Source organism: Arthrobacter sp. 01T414, assembly GCF_056398965.1.
The window spans coordinates 287998-306231 of sequence record NZ_JBFTQK010000003.1 but is presented as its reverse complement, the minus strand read 5'-3'; the positions used below and the strand labels follow the sequence as shown (position 1 = coordinate 306231).

16 protein-coding genes and 1 tRNA gene are annotated in these 18234 nt (G+C 68.6%); all 17 read left to right on the top strand.

Translation table 11 applies throughout. From position 1 onward, the window contains the following. Positions 1 to 43 precede the first annotated feature (43 nt). The 17 genes from AC1DK9_RS09820 (at position 44) to AC1DK9_RS09740 (ending at position 18186) form a co-directional block, all read left to right on the top strand. Positions 44 to 1657 (top strand): ABC transporter ATP-binding protein, encoded by a 1614-nt coding sequence (locus AC1DK9_RS09820; RefSeq protein ID WP_476915799.1) that lies wholly within the window; start codon positions 44 to 46, stop codon positions 1655 to 1657. Continuing rightward, on the top strand, positions 1650 to 3086 hold the full coding sequence (locus AC1DK9_RS09815) for an ABC transporter permease (RefSeq protein WP_476915798.1): 1437 nt from the start codon (positions 1650 to 1652) through the stop codon (positions 3084 to 3086). Before AC1DK9_RS09820 ends, AC1DK9_RS09815 begins: the two co-directional genes overlap by 8 nt. Next, complete coding sequence (locus AC1DK9_RS09810) at positions 3083 to 4423, top strand: ABC transporter permease (protein WP_476915797.1); 1341 nt, start codon at positions 3083 to 3085, stop codon at positions 4421 to 4423. The genes AC1DK9_RS09815 and AC1DK9_RS09810 overlap by 4 nt, the downstream gene beginning before the upstream one ends. 2 nt (positions 4424 to 4425) lie before the next feature. Beyond that, positions 4426 to 4866, top strand: a complete 441-nt coding sequence (locus AC1DK9_RS09805) for a cytidine deaminase (protein WP_476861841.1) — start codon at positions 4426 to 4428, stop codon at positions 4864 to 4866. Next, entirely contained in the window at positions 4863 to 6185 is a 1323-nt protein-coding gene (locus tag AC1DK9_RS09800) for a thymidine phosphorylase (protein ID WP_476915796.1), read from the top strand. Before AC1DK9_RS09805 ends, AC1DK9_RS09800 begins: the two co-directional genes overlap by 4 nt. A gap of 149 nt (positions 6186 to 6334) precedes the next feature. Continuing rightward, positions 6335 to 6952 carry a DedA family protein gene (locus AC1DK9_RS09795; protein ID WP_476915795.1) on the top strand — a complete coding sequence of 206 codons (618 nt, stop codon included), beginning with the start codon at positions 6335 to 6337 and terminating at the stop codon, positions 6950 to 6952. A 218-nt stretch (positions 6953 to 7170) separates the two neighbouring features. After that, positions 7171 to 7887, top strand: a complete 717-nt coding sequence (locus AC1DK9_RS09790) for a DedA family protein (RefSeq protein ID WP_476915794.1) — start codon at positions 7171 to 7173, stop codon at positions 7885 to 7887. 32 nt (positions 7888 to 7919) lie between these two features. Beyond that, complete coding sequence (locus AC1DK9_RS09785; RefSeq protein ID WP_476915793.1) at positions 7920 to 9083, top strand: adenosine deaminase; 1164 nt, start codon at positions 7920 to 7922, stop codon at positions 9081 to 9083. Between the two features lie 76 nt (positions 9084 to 9159). Then, on the top strand, positions 9160 to 9846 hold the full coding sequence (locus AC1DK9_RS09780; RefSeq protein WP_476915834.1) for a MazG nucleotide pyrophosphohydrolase domain-containing protein: 687 nt from the start codon (positions 9160 to 9162) through the stop codon (positions 9844 to 9846). 128 nt (positions 9847 to 9974) lie between these two features. Next, complete coding sequence (gene eno, locus AC1DK9_RS09775; RefSeq protein ID WP_476915792.1) at positions 9975 to 11255, top strand: phosphopyruvate hydratase; 1281 nt, start codon at positions 9975 to 9977, stop codon at positions 11253 to 11255. Between the two features lie 98 nt (positions 11256 to 11353). After that, positions 11354 to 12088: an FtsB family cell division protein gene (locus tag AC1DK9_RS09770; protein WP_476915791.1), complete on the top strand. Its 735-nt coding sequence runs from the start codon at positions 11354 to 11356 to the stop codon at positions 12086 to 12088. A 93-nt stretch (positions 12089 to 12181) separates the two neighbouring features. Further along, the gene (locus AC1DK9_RS09765; RefSeq protein ID WP_476861909.1) at positions 12182 to 12907 is read left to right on the top strand and encodes a DUF501 domain-containing protein; all 726 of its coding nucleotides are present in this window, start codon (positions 12182 to 12184) and stop codon (positions 12905 to 12907) included. Then, entirely contained in the window at positions 12904 to 13854 is a 951-nt protein-coding gene (locus AC1DK9_RS09760) for a Ppx/GppA phosphatase family protein (protein WP_476915790.1), read from the top strand. Before AC1DK9_RS09765 ends, AC1DK9_RS09760 begins: the two co-directional genes overlap by 4 nt. Positions 13855 to 13973: 119 nt before the next feature. Continuing rightward, positions 13974 to 15455 carry a S8 family serine peptidase gene (locus tag AC1DK9_RS09755; protein ID WP_476915789.1) on the top strand — a complete coding sequence of 494 codons (1482 nt, stop codon included), beginning with the start codon at positions 13974 to 13976 and terminating at the stop codon, positions 15453 to 15455. Between the two features lie 38 nt (positions 15456 to 15493). Further along, complete coding sequence (locus AC1DK9_RS09750; RefSeq protein ID WP_476915788.1) at positions 15494 to 16951, top strand: NAD(P)/FAD-dependent oxidoreductase; 1458 nt, start codon at positions 15494 to 15496, stop codon at positions 16949 to 16951. Between the two features lie 137 nt (positions 16952 to 17088). Further along, on the top strand, positions 17089 to 18066 hold the full coding sequence (locus tag AC1DK9_RS09745; protein WP_476915787.1) for an N-acetyltransferase: 978 nt from the start codon (positions 17089 to 17091) through the stop codon (positions 18064 to 18066). A gap of 46 nt (positions 18067 to 18112) precedes the next feature. Next, positions 18113 to 18186, top strand: a tRNA-Leu gene (locus AC1DK9_RS09740). The last annotated feature ends 48 nt before the right edge of the window (positions 18187 to 18234 follow it).

Genomic DNA, 18234 nt, shown 5'->3' with positions numbered 1-18234 from the left:
CTCCGGGCCCTGACCCGGACACACTTCGAGATTGGTCAGAGTTTTGAAACTTGAACTCAAGGGGATCACTAAACGCTTCGGCTCCCTGGTAGCCAACGACCACATTGACGTGGTGGTTGAACCCGGGCAGATCCACTGTCTGCTTGGCGAGAACGGCGCCGGCAAGTCCACGCTGATGAACGTGCTCTACGGGCTCTACGAACCCACCGAGGGCGAAATCCTCATCGATGACAAACCCGTCAGCTTCCGCGGCCCGGGGGATGCCATGGCCGCCGGAATCGGCATGGTGCACCAGCACTTCATGCTGGTCCCGGTCTTCACGGTCGCCGAAAACGTGGCCCTCGGGGCGGAAGCCACCAAGGCCGGGGGCTTCCTCAACCTCGATGACACCCGCCGGAAGATCCGCGAGATCTCCGACCGCTACGGCTTCGACGTCGACCCCGACGCCCTGATCGAGGACCTGCCGGTAGGCGTCCAGCAGCGCGTGGAAATCATCAAGGCCCTGGTCCGGGACGCAAAGGTGCTCATCCTGGACGAGCCCACCGCAGTGCTGACCCCGCAGGACACCGATGAGCTGCTGGACATCATGCGCCAGCTCAAGAGCCACGGCACCTCGATCGTCTTCATCTCGCACAAGCTGCGCGAGGTCAAGGCCGTCTCTGACACCATCACGGTGATCCGCCGCGGCAAGGTCGTCGGCACGGCCAGCCCCACGGCTTCGACGACGGAACTCGCCTCGATGATGGTGGGCCGCGCCGTCAACCTCACCCTGGACAAGGCACCGGCCAAGCCGCAGGAAACCACGTTCCAGGTCAAGGACCTCACCGTGATCGCGCCCAGCGGCCAGCACGTCGTGGACGGCATCAGCTTCGACATCGCCCGCGGCGAGATCCTCGCCGTCGCCGGCGTCCAGGGCAACGGCCAGACCGAGCTGACCGAGGCCATCCTCGGCCTGCAGGACCGGGTCCACGGCTCCATCCTGCTCGACGGCGAGGAACTCCTCGGCCGCAGCGTCAAGGACGTGCTCAAAGCCGGCGTCGGCTTCGTGCCCGAGGACCGCTCGGTGGACGGCCTGATCGGAACCTTCTCGATCGCCGAGAACCTGATCCTGGACCGCTACGACCAGGAACCGTTTGCCAAGGGCATCAGCATGAGCCCCGCGAAGGTGCTGGAAAATGCCAAGACCAGGATCGACGAGTTCGACGTACGCACCCCTTCCGGCTCGCTCGCCGCGGGCACCCTGTCCGGCGGCAACCAGCAGAAGGTGGTCATGGCCCGCGAGCTCTCGCGACCGCTGCGCCTCTTCATCGCGTCCCAGCCCACCCGCGGCGTGGACGTGGGTTCCATCGAGTTCCTGCACAAGCGGATCGTCGCGGAACGCGACCACGGCACGCCCGTGATGATCGTCTCCACCGAACTCGACGAAGTGATCGAGCTGGCAGACCGGATCGCCGTGCTCTACAAGGGCAGGCTGGTGGGCATCGTGCCGGCCGGCACGGGACGTGACGTCCTGGGCCTCATGATGGCCGGCCTGTCACCCGACGAGGCCCACGCCGACACCACCAAGACCCCGGCAACCGCGGACGCTGCCCMGGCGCCCGCCGCCCAGCACGCGCAGGAGTCCACCTCCGGCGCCGTAGGAGAGCTCCATGACTGAAACCAACCGGCCCCGCCACGCGGCTGAAGCGGATCCGGCGGAAACGCCGGCAACCCAGGAGCCGGCGGCAGCCCCGGCAACGGAAACGCCGAAGACCTCCGACGTCGAAGCCGCCGAAACCGCCGAAACCGCCGACGCCGCCACCGCCACCTCGCTCGACACCGCAGGCGGAGCGATGCGCCCCTCCGCCGTCCCGGTCTCCGGCCAAAGCGGCGTCGTCCCCGGCGGCCCCGATTCCCTGCTGCGCAAGATCTTCACCGGAAGCGGCATGGTCTCCGTACTGGCCGTCCTGCTCGCCCTGATCCTCGGCGGCCTGCTGATCGCCAGCACGGACAAGGACGTCAGCGCCAGCGCGGGCTACCTCTTCGCCCGCCCCAGCGACTTCTTCACCGCCGTCTGGTCCGCCGCGACCCGCTCCTACGTGGCCCTCTTCCAGGGCTCCGTGTTCAACCCGCGCGGCAGCGGCGCGGCCGGGCAGTTCGCCCCGCTGATGGAAACCCTCACCATCGCCACCCCGCTGATCACCGCGGGCCTCGGCGTCGCCCTGGCCTTCCGCGCCGGCCTCTTCAACATCGGTGCGCAGGGCCAGATCATCATGGCCGGCATCCTCGCCTCATGGGTCGGCTTCGCGCTGCACCTGCCGATGGGCCTGCACCTGCTGCTGGTCCTCGTGGCAGGCATCGTCGGCGGCGCCCTCTGGGCCGGGCTGGTCGGCTTCCTCAAGGCCCGCACCGGCGCCCACGAAGTGATCCTGACGATCATGTTCAACTACATCGCGCTGTATTTCCTGCGCTACCTGCTCAACACCCCGGCGTTCCAGCGGCCCGGCGAAACGAACCCGATTTCGCCGATCCTGGACCCCAGCGCCGTCTACCCGCAGATCCTCGGCACCCAGTACCGGCTGCACCTGGGCTTCCTGCTGGCGATCGCCGCGACCGTCTTCGTCTGGTGGGTACTGAACCGCTCTACGATCGGCTTCGAATTCCGGGCCGTCGGCGCCAACCCCAAGGCCGCCCTGACCGCCGGCATCAACGTTCCGCGCGCCACCATCCTGGTGATGGCCATCGCGGGTGCCCTGGCCGGCATGTCCGGCGTCGCCCAGGTAGCCGGCACCGAAAAGGTCCTCACCGATGGCGTCGCCGCCACCTACGGCTTCGACGCCATCACGGTTGCGCTGCTGGGACGCTCGACGCCGTGGGGCACCTTCGCCGCGGGCCTGCTCTTCGGTGCCTTCCGCGCCGGCGCAGTCCAGATGCAGATCCAGACCGGAACCCCGATCGACATTGTGCTGGTGGTCCAGTCGCTGATCGTGCTGTTCATCGCCGCGCCGCCGCTGGTGCGGGCGGTGTTCGGCCTGAACCCGCGCAAAAAGAAGGCCGCCAAGGCCACCAAGTCCAAGACGGCAGCAACCACCGGAGTAGCAGCATGAGCACAACAGCAACGTCGCCCCAGCCGGGGAAGCCGCAGCCTGCCCCCGTCGACGGGGGAGCCCGGCCGGCCGACCACCACCCGACGGCTGTGACCGCCAAGCCCGTGACCTGGAAGCTCCCGGTCACCCTGCTGGTGCTGGCTGTCGTGGCGTTCATCTTCTTCGGATTGATGGGGCCGCACCAGACCGCTAAGTTCGGGATCTCCACCGGCAGCGACTTCTTCCAGCTGCCGGCCCTGGAGGTTCAGGCCTTCCTCGGCGGCATTGTCCTCTCGGTGATCATGCTGGTCCTGGCCGGCTACGCCGTGTTCCTCAAGACCCGGAACCAAAAGGCTCCGGCCTGGCTGACCATCGCCTTCATTGCGCTGTTCGTCGCCGCGTTCCTGATCTGGGTGGTCGGCGGCGCCCGCACCACCAGCATTTCCCTCGCCGGGCTGATCGCAGGCTCCGTCACCCTGGCCGTGCCGCTGGTGTTCGGCTCCCTCTCCGGCGTGCTCTGCGAACGTGTGGGCGTGGTGAACATCGCCATCGAAGGCCAGCTCCTGGGCGGCGCCTTCACGGCGGCGATCATCGCCACCCTGACGCACAACCCCTTCCTGGGCCTGCTCGCGGCGGCCGTCGCCGGCGCGCTCGTGTCCATGGTCCTGGCCCTGTTCAGCATCAAATACGTGGTCAACCAGATCATCGTCGGCGTCGTGCTCAACGTCCTCGTCTCCGGCGTCACTGGCTTCCTGTTCAGCACGGTCATGCAGGCGGACAAGGACAAGTTCAACTCGCCGGCGCACCTGGACCCGATCACCATCCCGGTCCTGGGCGACATCCCGCTGATCGGTCCGATCCTGTTCAAGCAGTCCCTGATCGGCTACCTCATGTACATCGCCGTGATCGTGGTCTGGGTGGGCCTGTTCAAGACCAAGTGGGGCCTGCGCGTCCGCGCCGTCGGCGAACACCCGCAGGCCGCCGACACCATGGGCATCAAGGTCAACGCCACCCGATTCTGGAACGTCACCCTCGGCGGCGCCATCGCGGGCATCGGCGGTTCCTTCTTCACCCTGGTCGCGATCGACAGCTTCACCAAGGAGATCTCCGGCGGCCGCGGCTTCATCGCCCTGGCCGCGCTGATCTTCGGCCGCTGGAACCCGATCGGCGCCTTCTTCGCCGCGCTGCTGTTCGGCTTCGCCGACAACCTGCAAAGCATCGTGACGATCATCGGCACCCCGGTTCCGAGCCAGTTCATGGCAATGCTGCCGTACCTCGTGACGGTGCTCGCCGTCGCCGGACTCGTGGGACGTTCGCGGCCGCCGGCGGCCAGCGGCATCCCGTACGTCAAGGGCTGACCATGGCGGATAACACAGGCAACACAGCCCCGGCCTCCGTCCAGGCCTCCGGCGTCGACTGGGCGGCCCTCGAGGCAGCAGCGGTCGCGGCGATGAAGAACGCCTACGCGCCGTATTCGAAGTTCGCGGTGGGGGCAGCAGCCCTCACCGCGGACGGCCGGATCGTCAGCGGCTGCAACGTCGAAAACGCCAGCTACGGGCTCACGCTGTGCGCCGAATGCGCGCTGGTGGGCAACCTGCACATGACCGGCGGCGGCTCACTCCGTGCCTTCTACTGCGTCGACGCGGACGGCAACGTGCTGATGCCGTGCGGGCGCTGCCGGCAGCTGCTTTACGAATTCCGGGCCCCGGACATGGAGCTCATGACCACGCAGGGCATCAAGACGATGGACCAGGTGCTCCCTGACGCATTTGGCCCCCAACACCTGGAGGAAACCCGGTGACCCACAACACCCAGAACGCAGAAACCTTCGACGCCGTCGACATCATCCGCATCAAGCGGGACAAGGGCGTGCTCAGCGCCGCCCAAATCGACTGGACGATCGACGCCTACACCCGCGGTGCGATCGCCGACGAGCAGATGGCCGCCCTCAACATGGCCATCCTGCTCAACGGGATGGACCGTGCGGAGATTTCGCGCTGGACCGCTGCGATGATCGCCTCCGGCGAGCGGATGGACTTCTCCAGCCTGCGCCGGCCCGACGGCGGCATGAAGGCCACCTCGGACAAGCACTCCACCGGCGGCGTGGGGGACAAGATCACCCTTCCGCTGGCACCCCTGGTGGCCGTCTTCGGCGTCGCCGTCCCGCAGCTCTCGGGCCGCGGCCTGGGCCACACCGGCGGCACCCTGGACAAGCTTGAGTCCATCCCCGGCTGGCGCGCGGAGCTGAGCAACGAGGAAATGCTGGCCCAGCTGCAGGACGTGGGCGCGRTCATCTGCGCCGCCGGCACCGGACTGGCCCCGGCGGACAAGAAGCTCTACGCGCTGCGCGACGTGACCGGGACGGTCGAGGCCATCCCGCTGATCGCCTCCTCGATCATGAGCAAGAAGATCGCCGAAGGCACCGGATCGCTGGTCCTGGACGTCAAGGTGGGCAGCGGCGCGTTCATGAAGGACGAGGCGCGCGCCCGAGAACTGGCAGAGACCATGGTGGCCCTGGGCAAGGACGCCGGGGTCAACACCGTGGCGCTGCTGACCAACATGAACACCCCCCTGGGCCTCACCGCGGGCAACGCGATCGAGGTCGAGGAATCCGTGGAGGTGCTCGCCGGCGGCGGCCCGGAGGACGTCGTCGAACTCACCGTCCGCCTGGCCGAGGAGATGCTGGCCTGCGCCGGCGTGCACGACGCCGATCCGCGCGCCGCGCTCAAGGACGGCCGCGCGATGGACGTTTGGAACCGGATGATCGAGGCCCAGGGCGGCGACCCGCGCGCCAAGCTTCCGGTGGCCAAGGAATCCGAGACCATCTACGCGCCGGCTGACGGCGTGCTGGTGGAACTTGACGCGATGGCCGTGGGCGTTGCGGCCTGGCGCCTCGGCGCCGGACGCGCCCGCAAGGAGGACCAGGTCCAGGCCGGCGCCGGTGTGCGGATGCACGCCAAGCCCGGCGCCACGGTCCGCGCCGGGGAGCCGCTGATGACCCTGCTGACGGACACCCCGGAGAAGTTCGAGCGTGCCAAGGAAGCACTCGAGCACGCCGCGGTGATCGCCCCGGAGGGCTCGCGCCCGGCCCAGCAACTCATCATCGACCGCATCGCCTAGGTCCCACCCCCCGTTGCTCTCTCACTTGTGGCCCTCAAACCCTGGGTTTAGGGACCATGAGTGAGAGAGCAACCGGGGCCGGGACCCGGCAGTACACTGGCACCACAGAATTCCGGGAGAAACCGGGCACCGCCGTGCGTTAGGAAACCGTGCAGGCAATCAACGACTTCATCCTTGCCGCCGCAGGCCAACCCTGGGTCCTGTTCCTCGTGTTCGCCTGCTGCCTGATTGACGGCTTCTTTCCTCCGGTTCCGAGTGAATCGGTGGTGGTGGGCCTGGCCGCCGTTGCCGCGGCGGCGGACGTGCCCAACCCGCTCCTGCTGGCGGTCGTGGCAGCCGCAGGGGCTTTCTCCGGGGACAACATCGCGTACTTGATCGGGCGGGCCACCGGAACCGGACGCTGGGCGTGGATGCGCGGGTACCGGGCGCAACGGGCCTTCCTGTGGGCCGGCGGCGAACTCCGGAAGCGGCCCGCCTCGCTGATCATGGTCGCCCGCTTTGTCCCGATCGGCCGGGTGGCTGTCAACCTGACCGCCGGCGCCACCAACTATGCGCAATCCCGCTTCGTCGGCCTGACGGTGCTGTCCGCGCTGCTGTGGTCCGGGTATTCCGTGGGCATCGGCATGTTCTTCGGGCAATGGTTTGAAGACAACCACCTGCTCGGCGCCACCATCGCGATCATCTGCGCGATCATCCTCGGCATTGCCATCGATCTCATGCTCAGCAAGCTCCGCGGCCGGGTGCCGGGGGGGACTGCTGGCGGATGATCGGGACCAGTCCGCACCGCCGGCCGACGGCTAGGCCCCGCGCCGGGAGGGCCTTGCGCCATGGGCGGAATCATCGCTGCAGTGCGTAGCGCTGGATGGCCGGCCCGTGGGACACTTAGGTGCGATTCGCGTCACGTCTGTGCCGCGGCCGCTCATCCGTCACTCTTGTCCGTCCCGGGTACGTCCCCACCCCTGAAGTTTCTAGGAGCACAGCCCGCGTGGAGTTCATTAATGAAGCCGTGCTCCATGCAGCCGGCCAGTGGTGGATCTATCCGCTCCTGCTGGTGTTCTTCTTCGTCGACGGCTTCGCCATGGTGGTCCCCAGCGAGACGCTGATTGTGGCCCTCGCGGCGTACTCCCGGCACAGCGGAGAGCCCAACCTGTGGATTTTGGGCCTCACCGCCCTTGTCGGCGCCATCGCCGGCGACAATATGGCCTACCTGCTGGGAAGCAAGATCGGCCTCGAACGGTTCCGCTGGATGCGCAAGCCCAAGGTCCAGCGGGTCTTCGCCTGGGCCCGCTACGAACTTGAAAAGCGGGGCGCGGTGCTGATCTTCACCGCCCGGTACATCCCCTGGGGCCGCGTGGCCGTCAACTACGTCGCCGGCACCACCGGATTCCCGCACCGCAGGTTCTTCCTCCTGGACGCGTTCGCCTGCGTCACCTGGGTCATCTACTCCATCGGGATCGGCCTCCTGGCCAGTTCCTTCCCCTGGCTGCACCACAATCCGCTCCTGAGCGCCGGGATCGCCGTCGTCTTCGCGATTGTCCTCGGCGTGGCTGTGGACCACGCACTGCGCTGGTGGCACAAACGCCTCGCCCGGCACGACGAGCCGTCCGCCGAAGAGGCCGCGCCGGCTAACGAAGCGGCGGTCCCAGGGACCGAGCCGGCGCTGGCCGCCCGGTCGGAAGAATCCGGCGCTTCCCGCAAGTAGCGCACCGGGCCGTCCGACCCTAAGGTTGGAACGTGACTGAGACTATTCTTGACGCTGCCCCTGACCTCGAATTCGACCTGAAGGGCCTTCCCAAGGTTTCCCTTCACGACCACCTGGACGGCGGACTGCGTCCGGCCACCATCATTGAACTTGCCGAAGCTGTCGGCCACACCCTGCCCTCCACCGACCCGGTCGCCCTGGGGGAGTGGTTCCGCGAGTCGGCGGACTCCGGCTCGCTGGTCCGGTACCTCGAAACGTTTGACCACACCATCGCCGTCATGCAGACCAAGGAAGGCCTGGTCCGCGTCGCCAAGGAGTTCGTCGAGGACCTCGCGGACGACGGCGTTGTGTACGGCGAGGTGCGCTGGGCCCCTGAGCAGCACCTGCAGCAGGGGCTGTCCCTGGACGACGTCGTTGAAGCTGTCCAGGCCGGACTCGATGCAGGCGTCGACGCCGTTGCCGAGACCGGCCGGGAGATCCAGGTGGGCCAGCTGATCACGGCCATGCGCCATGCCGACCGCGGCCAGGAAATCGCCGAACTCGCCGTCCGCCACCGCTACAAGGGCGCCGTCGGCTTCGACATCGCCGGCGCCGAGGACGGCTTCCTGCCGTCCCGCTTCAAGGACGCCTTCACCTACCTCGCCCAGCACAACTTCCCTGCCACGATCCACGCCGGCGAGGCCGCCGGGCTGGAGAGCATCCAGTCCGCACTGGTGGACGGCCGGGCACTGCGCCTGGGCCACGGCGTGCGGATCGCCGAAGATGTCAGCGTCGAGTTTGAAAAGGCCGACGCCTCGGACGTCGACCCGGACAGCGACGAAGTCGACGACAACATCGGCCTCGTGACGCTGGGGGAGCTTGCCAGCTGGGTCCGGGACCGCGGCATCGCCCTCGAAATCTGCCCCTCCTCCAACCTGCAGACCGGCGCCATTGCCGGTTTCGGCGAGGGCATCGAAAGCCACCCGGTGGACATGCTCTACCAGCTGGGCTTCAACGTCACGATCAACACGGACAATCGGCTGATGAGCGGCGTGACCCTGACCGATGAGTTCGAACTGCTCGTCGAGACCTTCGACTACGACCTGGATGACCTGCTCGAGCTGACCCTGAACGCCGCCGAAGCCGCGTTCCTGCCGCTGGAGGAGAAGGAAGCCCTGGTCGAATACATCAACGAGGCCTACGCCGACCTTGGCTAAGGACTCCAACCCGGTGGACGCGCCGCTCGGGGACTTGTTGCGAACCATCGCCGAGTTGCGCGTCCACTGCCCCTGGATGGGCGCCCTCAGCCACGAGTCCCTCGTGGAATACCTCCTCGAGGAGGCCCACGAGGTGGCCGAAACCATCGAGTCCGGCGGCGGTGACGCCGAGTTGCGCGAGGAACTCGGCGACGTCCTGCTGCAGGTGGTGCTGCACGCCCGGCTCGCCGAGGAGCGCGGCGCCTTCGACTTCGACGACGTCGCGCGCGGCTTGCGGGACAAGATGGTCCGGCGCAATCCGCACGTCTTTCGTCCCGACGGCTCCCTGCAGGATTCCTTCCCGGCCACGGTGCAGGAGATCGTGCTGAAGTGGGATGCCGTCAAGAAGGCCGAGAAAGCCGGCCGAGGCCACGCCTTCGACGGGGTCCCCGCGGCGCTGCCCGCGCTGGCCCGCGCGCAGAAGCTGCTGGACCGGGCCGAACGCGCCGGCCTGGCCACCGTGCTGCCGCCCGCTGACGGGACACCCGCCGTCGTCCCCGCTGCCGGAGCGCCCGCTGAGATGGCGCCCGCCCCGGTGCCCACGGCTCCGGCGACCGAAGAGGAGCTCGGAGAACTGCTGTTTGGCATCGTCGCGGCCGCCCGCCGTGAGGGCCTGGACGCCGAACGCGCCCTCCGCGCGGCCAACCGCCGCTTCCAGGACAGCCAGTCCGGCGGCAGCGGCGCCGGAGCCGGGACCGGAGTACAGCGTCCGGGGACTGGATAGCTTTCCGTAACTTAGCCCACTCTGGACTAGGCTAGGGGCGACGAGGACGTCGGTTTCCAGCTTGATCCACCGCTAGATTTCCAGCAGTCAGAATCCCAGCAGACCGCTTCACCCAAAGGAGCATATCCATGGCGCTTATCGATGCCATCCACGCCCGCGAGATCCTCGATTCACGTGGCAACCCGACCGTAGAAGTTGAAGTCCTGCTCTCCGACGGCCAGATCGGCCGCGCAGCAGTTCCCTCCGGCGCCTCCACCGGCGAGCACGAGGCCGTAGAACTCCGCGACGGCGACAAGGGCCGGTACCTCGGCAAGGGCGTCCAGAAGGCCGTCGACGCCGTCATCGACCAGATCGCCCCGGCCCTGATCGGCTTCGACGCGACCGACCAGCGCAGCATTGACCAGGCGATGATCGACCTGGACGGCACCGCCAACAAGAGCAAGCTGGGCGCCAACGCGATCCTGGGCGTCTCCCTCGCCGTCGCCAACGCCGCGGCCGCCTCCGCTGACCTGCCCCTCTACAAGTACCTGGGCGGCCCCAACGCGCACGTGCTGCCGGTGCCCCTGATGAACATCCTCAACGGCGGCTCGCACGCCGACTCCGACGTGGACATCCAGGAATTCATGGTTGTCCCGCTGGGCGCCGAGACCTTCTCTGAAGGCCTGCGCTGGGGCGTCGAGGTCTACCACGCGCTCAAGGCCGTGCTGCAGTCCAAGGGCCTGGCTACCGGCCTGGGCGACGAGGGCGGCTTCGCCCCGAACCTGCGGTCCAACCGCGCGGCGCTGGACCTGATCCAGGAAGCCATCAAGAACGCCGGCTACACCCCGGGCAAGGACATCGCCCTGGCCCTCGACGTCGCCTCCTCCGAGTTCTTCAAGGACGGCTCCTACCAGTTCGAAGGCAAGACCCTCAGCTCCGCCGAGATGAGCGCCTACTACGCCGAACTCGTGGCCGACTACCCGCTGGTTTCCATCGAGGATCCGCTGGACGAGAACGACTGGGACGGCTGGAAGACGCTGACCGACTCGATCGGCGACAAGGTCCAGATCGTGGGCGACGACCTGTTCGTCACGAACCCGGAGCGCCTCCAGACCGGCATCGACTCGAAGACTGCCAACTCGCTGCTGGTCAAGGTCAACCAGATCGGTTCGCTGACCGAGACGCTCGACGCCGTGTCCCTCGCCCAGCGCGCCGGTTACACGACCATCACCTCGCACCGCTCCGGCGAAACCGAGGACACCACCATTGCTGACATCGCGGTTGCCACCAACGCGGGCCAGATCAAGACCGGTGCCCCGGCCCGCTCCGAGCGCGTCGCCAAGTACAACCAGCTGCTGCGCATCGAAGAGGAACTCGACGACGCCGCACGCTACGCCGGACGCAGCGCGTTCCCGCGTTTCAAGGGCTAGTACCCGCGAAAACCAGATACCGGTGGCTATGGTGGAATGACCATGGCCACCGGTTCTGTTTTGACCGGTCTCTGTTCTGGCCTGTTTGAAGGAGTGACATGGCAACCCGCCGTCCCAAGGTTCCACGGGCCGCTGCTGCGGCCCCGAAGTCTTCGGCCACCGGCCGGGTGGAGGCCGACGGCGGCGACCTCATCAGGGCCGACTTCGGCGGACCCTGGCACGGCACCGAACCGGCCGGCCACGCACCCGCACGCAACGCCGGAGCAGCCGCCCCTGACGCGCCGGGCGCCGGAAAATCCAGCCCCGCAGGGCATTCCGCTGCTCCCGCGAAGACCGGATCCGGGAAGACCGGCGCACGCGGGGACAGCCCGGCCTCGCCGGCCGCCGGCGGGGGAGCGGGCCAGAAAACCGGACATTCCGGGCAAACCGAGGCGCTCGACCCCGTCCCGGCCAAGGCCTTCTCCGGACGCCTGTTGGCCCTCGGCGTCGTGATGATTGCCATCACCATCATGCTGGCGCCCACGGTCCGGATCTTCCTGGAAAAACGCGCCGAGATAGCCGCGCTTCAGGCCGACATTTCGGCGCAGCAGGCGAAGCAGGCCGACCTCAAGCGCGAAGTCTCGCGCTGGCATGACCCGAACTACGTGAAGCAGCAAGCACGCGACCGCATTAACATGGTTATGCCCGGCGAAACCGGCTACTGGGTCTACGGCAGCGATCTTCCTGTCGCAACCTCCGGTGCCGGCGCCGCAGCAGGAACAGCCACAGACCCGGCCAATCTGCCGTGGGTGGATTCCCTCTGGGAGTCCATCAGGCGATCGGCAACAGACTAGGAGCGGCGCCCGCCGCCGGATTACCGCAGGCCGGTAATTCCAACAGGGCAGGAAGGTGCCGCGCCAGTGGACGAGAACCAAGCGGTCGATTCCCTGTCAGGGAACCCCACCGAAGCGACCCCCAAGAACGCGACGCCGGCGCCGGAGGATTCACGCCAGCCGTCGGCCCGCGACCTCGACGTGCTCAGCCGCCAGCTTGGGCGGCCGGTGCGCGACGTCGTCGAGATCCCCGCGCGGTGCGTCTGTGGAAACCCGCTGGTGGCGGCCACCTCGCCGCGGCTGAGCAACGGGACACCGTTCCCCACCACCTTCTACCTGACCCACCCGGTCATCACTTCGGCCGTGTCGCGGCTGGAAGCAGCCGGGCTGATGAACGAGATGAACGACCGGCTCGGCGCCGATGAGGCCTTGGCGGCGGACTACCGTGCCGCGCACGAAGCGTACCTGCAGTCCCGCGCAGAGATCGGCGCCCGCTCCGGCATCGGCGCCGTGCCGGAGATCGACGGGATCTCCGCCGGCGGCATGCCCACCCGCGTAAAGTGCCTGCACGTCCTCGTGGGGCATTCGCTCGCCGCGGGGCCCGGCGTAAACCCGCTCGGAGACGAAGCGATCGCCGGCATCAGCGAGTGGTGGACCCGGGACCGTTGCTACTGCGACGGCGCGTGGGACACCGGCGGAGAAGCCCCCTCCCGGGACCTGAGCCGGCACGGGCCCCAGGGCCTCCCGGAAATCGTTGGCCGGCCTGCCCCGGTGCGGAAGTCGCGCACCGCCGACGCCGCAGGCGAGGATGCAGCCGCCGACGCCGGAGCCGGCCAGTGAGCCGCGTGGCCGCGATCGATTGCGGCACCAACTCCATCCGCCTCCTGATCGCCGACGTGGCGGACGGCGGCGGCGCCTCGCCCAAACTCACCGACGTCGTGCGTGAAATGCGCGTCGTCCGACTCGGCCAGGGCGTCGACGCCACCGGGGAGTTCGCCCAGGACGCGCTGGACCGCACCCTCGAGGCCACACGCGACTACGCGGAACTGATCCGCCGCCACGGCGCCGGGAAGGTCCGTTTCGTGGCGACCTCGGCCACCCGGGACGCCCGGAACCGGCAGGTCTTCATCGACGGAGTCCGGGAGCTGCTCGGCGTCGAGCCCGAAGTGATCAGCGGCGACGAGGAAGCCGCGCTGTCCTTTGCCGGCGCCAGCAGCGTGCTGCCGTCCCGCGGCAAGGACCCTGTGCTCGTGGTGGACCTGGGCGGCGGCAGCACCGAATTCGTGCTTGGCGACGCCGACGGCGTCATCGCCGCCAAATCGGTCGACGTCGGCTGCGTCCGGATGACCGAACGGCACCTGCAGGACGATCCGCCCACGGCGGAGCAGGTCGCCGCGGCGGAGACCGACGTCGACGCCGCCATCAGCCACGCGGCACTGACCGTCCCGCTGGACCAGGCCACCGCCGTCATCGGCGTCGCGGGATCCGTCACCACGATCACCGCCCACGCGCTGAAGCTGCCGGAGTACTCGCCGGCGGCCATCCACGGCACGGAACTGGACCTGGACACCGTCCGCGAAGCGTGCACCTCGTTGCTCGAAATGACCCGGGACGCGCGGGCCGCCCTGCCCTACATGCACCCGGGACGGGTGGACGTAATTGGCGCCGGCGGCCTCGTCTGGCGGCGCGTGCTGGAACGCATGGCGGACGTCACAGAGGGCCGGATCACGACGGCCGTGACGAGCGAACACGATATTCTTGACGGAATTGCCCTGAGCATCAGCTAGCTCCGCGCCCGCCCGAGCCCACCGGCCCTGTCCGGCCGCCCACGGCGCCGGCCAGCCGCCACCCGCCGCCGCAGCCCGAGAGCCGCCGCAGCCGCAGACATACCGCCGATTGGACCCGAATGACCAGAGCAACAGCCCGGTACCGCCGGACCGCCTCCGTGCTGATGGCCCTCGCCCTCGCCGGCGGCAGCGTCGCGGGAGCGCTGTCGACGGCCCCCGCCGCGCAGGCCGACGCCACCCGCGACAAGGAGTACTGGCTCACCGAGTCCGGCATCAAGAAGGCCTGGCAGGTCTCCAAGGGCGCCAACGTCAAGGTCGCAGTCATCGACAGCGGCGTGGACGGCAAGCATCCGGACCTCAAGGGCGTGCTGACCGGAGGCACGGACGTGTCCGGCGCGGGCGCCGCCGACGGGCGGAAAAGCATCGGCGCCAAACCCGAGCACGGCACCCTCGTGGCGACCATGCTCGCCGGCCGCGGGCACCAGCCCAAGAAATCGGGAAAATCCACTGCCAGCCCCTCCGCCGCAGCCGGCGTGGGCCCTGACGGGATCGTCGGCGTTGCCCCCGAAGCAGAGATCCTGTCCGTCTCCACCTGGCTCGGATCGGCCAATCCGGGCGGAAAGAGTGACCAGGACCAGATTCCCGCCGCGGTCCGTTGGGCCGTCGACAACGGCGCCCGCGTCATCAACATCTCGCTCGGCAGCACCTCCCCGGAGTGGCCGCAAAGCTGGGACGCGGCGTTCCTGTACGCCGAACAGAAGGACGTGGTCATTGTCGCCGCCGCCGGCAACCGGGTGGGCGGCAACATCCAGGTCGGCGCCCCGGCAACCATCCCCGGCGTGCTGACCGTGGCCGGACTGGACCGCAAGGGCGCCGCCAGCATTGACTCCTCGTCCCAGGGCATCAGCATCGGCGTGGCGGCGCCGGCCGAAGACCTGGTCGGCGGCCTGCCCGGCGGCGGCTACGCCGAATGGGCCGGCACGTCCGGCGCGACCCCCATCGTTGCCGGCGTCGCCGCCCTGATCCGCTCGAAGTGGCCGGAGATGTCCGCCAACCAGGTCATCAACCGGATTGTCAGCACCGCGAAGGATGCCGGGGCTCCCGGCAAGGACCCGCTCTACGGCTTCGGTGTGTTGAACGCCGAGGCTGCCCTCAAGGCCGACGTTCCCGAAGTCACGGGCAATCCGTTGGGGTCGATCTCCGATTGGATCCGCGTCCACCGGCGGGGAAACCCGGTGCGGCCCGCACCCGCCGTCGTGCCCAGCCCCTCGAGCGCGGCGCCCACGCTGCCCAAGGCCACCGTCCCGGTCGCGGAAGCCCCCTCACCGGCTGACAGTGCCGTCCCCGCGATGGTGGTGCTCGGCTTCGGCGCGCTGTTCATCTGCATCATCGCCGCAGCCGCCATCCAGCTGCGGCGGGCCGTACGCGGACCCGGCGCCGCAACTGCCCCTGACTCGGACGCCGCCCCAAGTGCCGACCCGGGCCCTGAGGAGGGCGCGGGGGCCGTCCCCGCTCCAGGCTCCGTTCCAGGACCCGTTCCAGGACCCGGGGAGCAGGGGGCCGAGGCGCGCGATTCCGCGAGGACCAAAGCCCCGGAGTAGTTAGTGAAGTTTTTCACAAACTACGGTATTCTGGATCCATGGCATCCACTCCTCAGCTCCAGGACCGTCCCAGGGTACTCGTCGTCGGCGGCGGGTACGTCGGCCTGTACGTAGCCCTCAAACTGCAGAAGAAGATCGCGAACGCCGGTGGCATCGTCACCGTCGTTGATCCGCTGCCCTACATGACCTACCAGCCCTTCCTCCCCGAGGTAGCCGGCGGCAACATCGAGGCGCGTCACGCCGTGGTCTCGCACCGCCAGCACCTGAAGCAGACCGAACTGATCGAGGGCCGCGTCCTCTCGATCGACCACGAGAACCGCACGGCCGTGGTGGCACCGACCGACGGCGGGGAAAACTTCGAGATCCCCTACTTCGACGTCGTGCTGGCCGCCGGTGCGATCACCCGCACGTTCCCGATCAAGGGCCTCGCGGAGAAGGGCATCGGCCTCAAGACGATCGAGGAAGCCGTCGCCCTGCGCAACGGTGTCCTTGAGCGCATCGAGACCGGTTCGCTCATGACCGACCCGGTCGAACGCGCCCGCGCCCTGACTTTCGTCGTCGTCGGCGGCGGCTTCGCCGGCATCGAGTGCATCACCGAAATGGAAGACCTGGCCCGCGCCGCGGTCAAGAACAACCCGCGCGTCAAGCAGGAGGAAGTCCGCTTCGTCCTGGTTGAAGCCATGGGCCGCATCATGCCCGAGGTCACGGCCAAGCAGGCCGAGTGGGTCGTCGAGCACCTGCGCAGCCGCGGCATCGAGGTGCTGCTGAACACCTCGCTGGACAGCGCCGAGGGTTCGCTCAAGCTCATCAACCTGCCGGACAAGACCCCGGCGCAGGAATTCGAATCCGACACCCTGGTCTGGACTGCCGGCGTGCAGGCCAACCCGATGGTCCGCTCCACCGACTTCCCGCTCGAACCCCGCGGCCGTGTCCGCGTCCTCCCGGACCTGCGCATCTCCGGCGACGAAGGCATCGTCGAGAACGCCTGGGCTGCCGGCGACATCGCGGCCGTGCCGGACCTCACCGGCAGCGGCCTGCCGGACGGCACCTGCGTCCCGAATGCCCAGCACGCGCTGCGCCAGGCCAAGCGGCTCGCCAAGAACCTGTGGGCCTCCCGCTGGGACAAGGAGCTCAAGGACTACAAGCACAAGAACCTGGGCGCCGTCGCCGGCTTCGGTGAATGGAAGGGCGTCGCCAACATCAACCTGGTCGGCCGCATCGGCCTCAAGGGCCCGCTCGCCTGGCTCGCGCACCGCGGTTACCACGGCCTGGCCATGCCGACGGTCGAGCGCAAGATCCGCGTGATCTCCGGCTGGTTCTGGCAGCTCTTCCTGGGCCGCGACACCACCCAGCTGATGGACCTGGACAACCCCCGCGGCGCCTTCGTGGCCGCGGCGACGCCCGCCCCGAAGCCCGCAGCGGCTCCGGCCGCTCCGGCTGTCGAAAAGCCGGCCGAGGCACCCGCTAAGGAAGCTGCCCCGGTTAACTCCAAGTAGCGCACAGCAGCACGACGACGGCGGCCGTTCCCCTCGCAGGGGAGCGGCCGCCGTCGTCGTTGGTGCCGCCGCTGGCTGCTGCCTGGAATGTTGGGCGGATTGGCCGGATGGCTGGCCGACCTGCCTAGACTGGGCCCATGACTCCCGCCGAAAAGGACCTGCTCACGCTGCTCGCGACCATGCGGCCGGTGATCCGCGAGGGCGAATACGTCTACGCGCTGTGGCCGCACGGCAAACCCCTGGCCGGACACATTGCGGCCGCGGTCCGTGAAGCCGAGGGGCTGACCGTGGTGCTGCCGCGGGCCGATGCCGATGACCTGGGCCTCAAGTACGACTTCGTGGCCGCGTGGATCACCCTGCAGGTGCACTCACCGCTTGAAGTCATCGGGCTGACGGCTGCGGTCAGTGCCGCCCTGACCGAGGCCAAGATCAGCTGCAATGTGCTGGCCGGTTTCCACCACGACCACCTGTTGGTCCCGGTGGCCGACGCCGAGCGTGCGCTCGAGGTGCTCCACGAACTTTCCGCCGAGAGCCGCACCGCCAACGGCGGTGGGCCGTCGCCCGCGCCCACGCTGGTGCTGCGGAGCGAACAGCCGGTGGACCGGCCGGCGCTCCTGGCCCTGACCGCGGCGGCGTTCGCCATCTCGCCGGTGACCGGCGAGCGGGTTGAGGGGGAGCCGGAAGAAGTGGAGCTTCTGGCCCGGCTTTTCGAGTGCGGGGAGTACCTGCCGGACTTCAGCATCGTCGCCGAGCTCGACGGCGAGGTGGTGGGACACGTCATCAGCACCCGGGGCTGGGCGGGGGAGCTGGAGCTCCTGGGCCTCGGCCCGATCGGGGTGCTGCCACGGCTGCAGCGGCATGGAATCGGATCGGCGCTGATGAAGGAAACCATCGACCGGGCGAATGCTGCGGGGGAGCGGGGCATCGCACTGCTCGGCAGCCCGGAGTACTACGCACGGTTTGGCTTCGTGCCCTCCACGTCGCTCGGCGTGCAGGCACCGGATCCGTCCTGGGGCGAGCACTTCCAGCTGCTGCCCCTGGCGCTCTGGCCGGGCGGGGTCAGCGGCACGTTCCGGTATGCCAAGCCCTTCGACGCCCCGGCCGCCGCGTCCTAGGGGCCCTCCGGCGGAACAACCTCCGGCGGGATACCATGTAGCGGGCGCCCCAGTAGCCCAATTGGCAGAGGCAGCGGACTTAAAATCCGCGTGTTCAGGGTTCGAGTCCCTGCTGGGGCACTTCATAATTGCCGCGCCGCGCGCCACAATTGCCGTCCGCGGCCCCGG

What these genes read in the sequence shown, in the direction of transcription:
- AC1DK9_RS09815 (WP_476915798.1), top strand. Translation starts at nt 1,650, where the DNA reads ATGACTGAAACCAACCGGCCCCGCCACGCGGCTGAAGCGGATCCGGCG.
- eno (WP_476915792.1), top strand. Translation starts at nt 9,975, where the DNA reads ATGGCGCTTATCGATGCCATCCACGCCCGCGAGATCCTCGATTCACGT.
- AC1DK9_RS09770 (WP_476915791.1), top strand. Translation starts at nt 11,354, where the DNA reads ATGGCAACCCGCCGTCCCAAGGTTCCACGGGCCGCTGCTGCGGCCCCG.
- AC1DK9_RS09810 (WP_476915797.1), top strand. Translation starts at nt 3,083, where the DNA reads ATGAGCACAACAGCAACGTCGCCCCAGCCGGGGAAGCCGCAGCCTGCC.
- AC1DK9_RS09745 (WP_476915787.1), top strand. Translation starts at nt 17,089, where the DNA reads ATGACTCCCGCCGAAAAGGACCTGCTCACGCTGCTCGCGACCATGCGG.
- AC1DK9_RS09750 (WP_476915788.1), top strand. Translation starts at nt 15,494, where the DNA reads ATGGCATCCACTCCTCAGCTCCAGGACCGTCCCAGGGTACTCGTCGTC.
- AC1DK9_RS09805 (WP_476861841.1), top strand. Translation starts at nt 4,426, where the DNA reads ATGGCGGATAACACAGGCAACACAGCCCCGGCCTCCGTCCAGGCCTCC.
- AC1DK9_RS09755 (WP_476915789.1), top strand. Translation starts at nt 13,974, where the DNA reads ATGACCAGAGCAACAGCCCGGTACCGCCGGACCGCCTCCGTGCTGATG.
- AC1DK9_RS09780 (WP_476915834.1), top strand. Translation starts at nt 9,160, where the DNA reads ATGGGCGCCCTCAGCCACGAGTCCCTCGTGGAATACCTCCTCGAGGAG.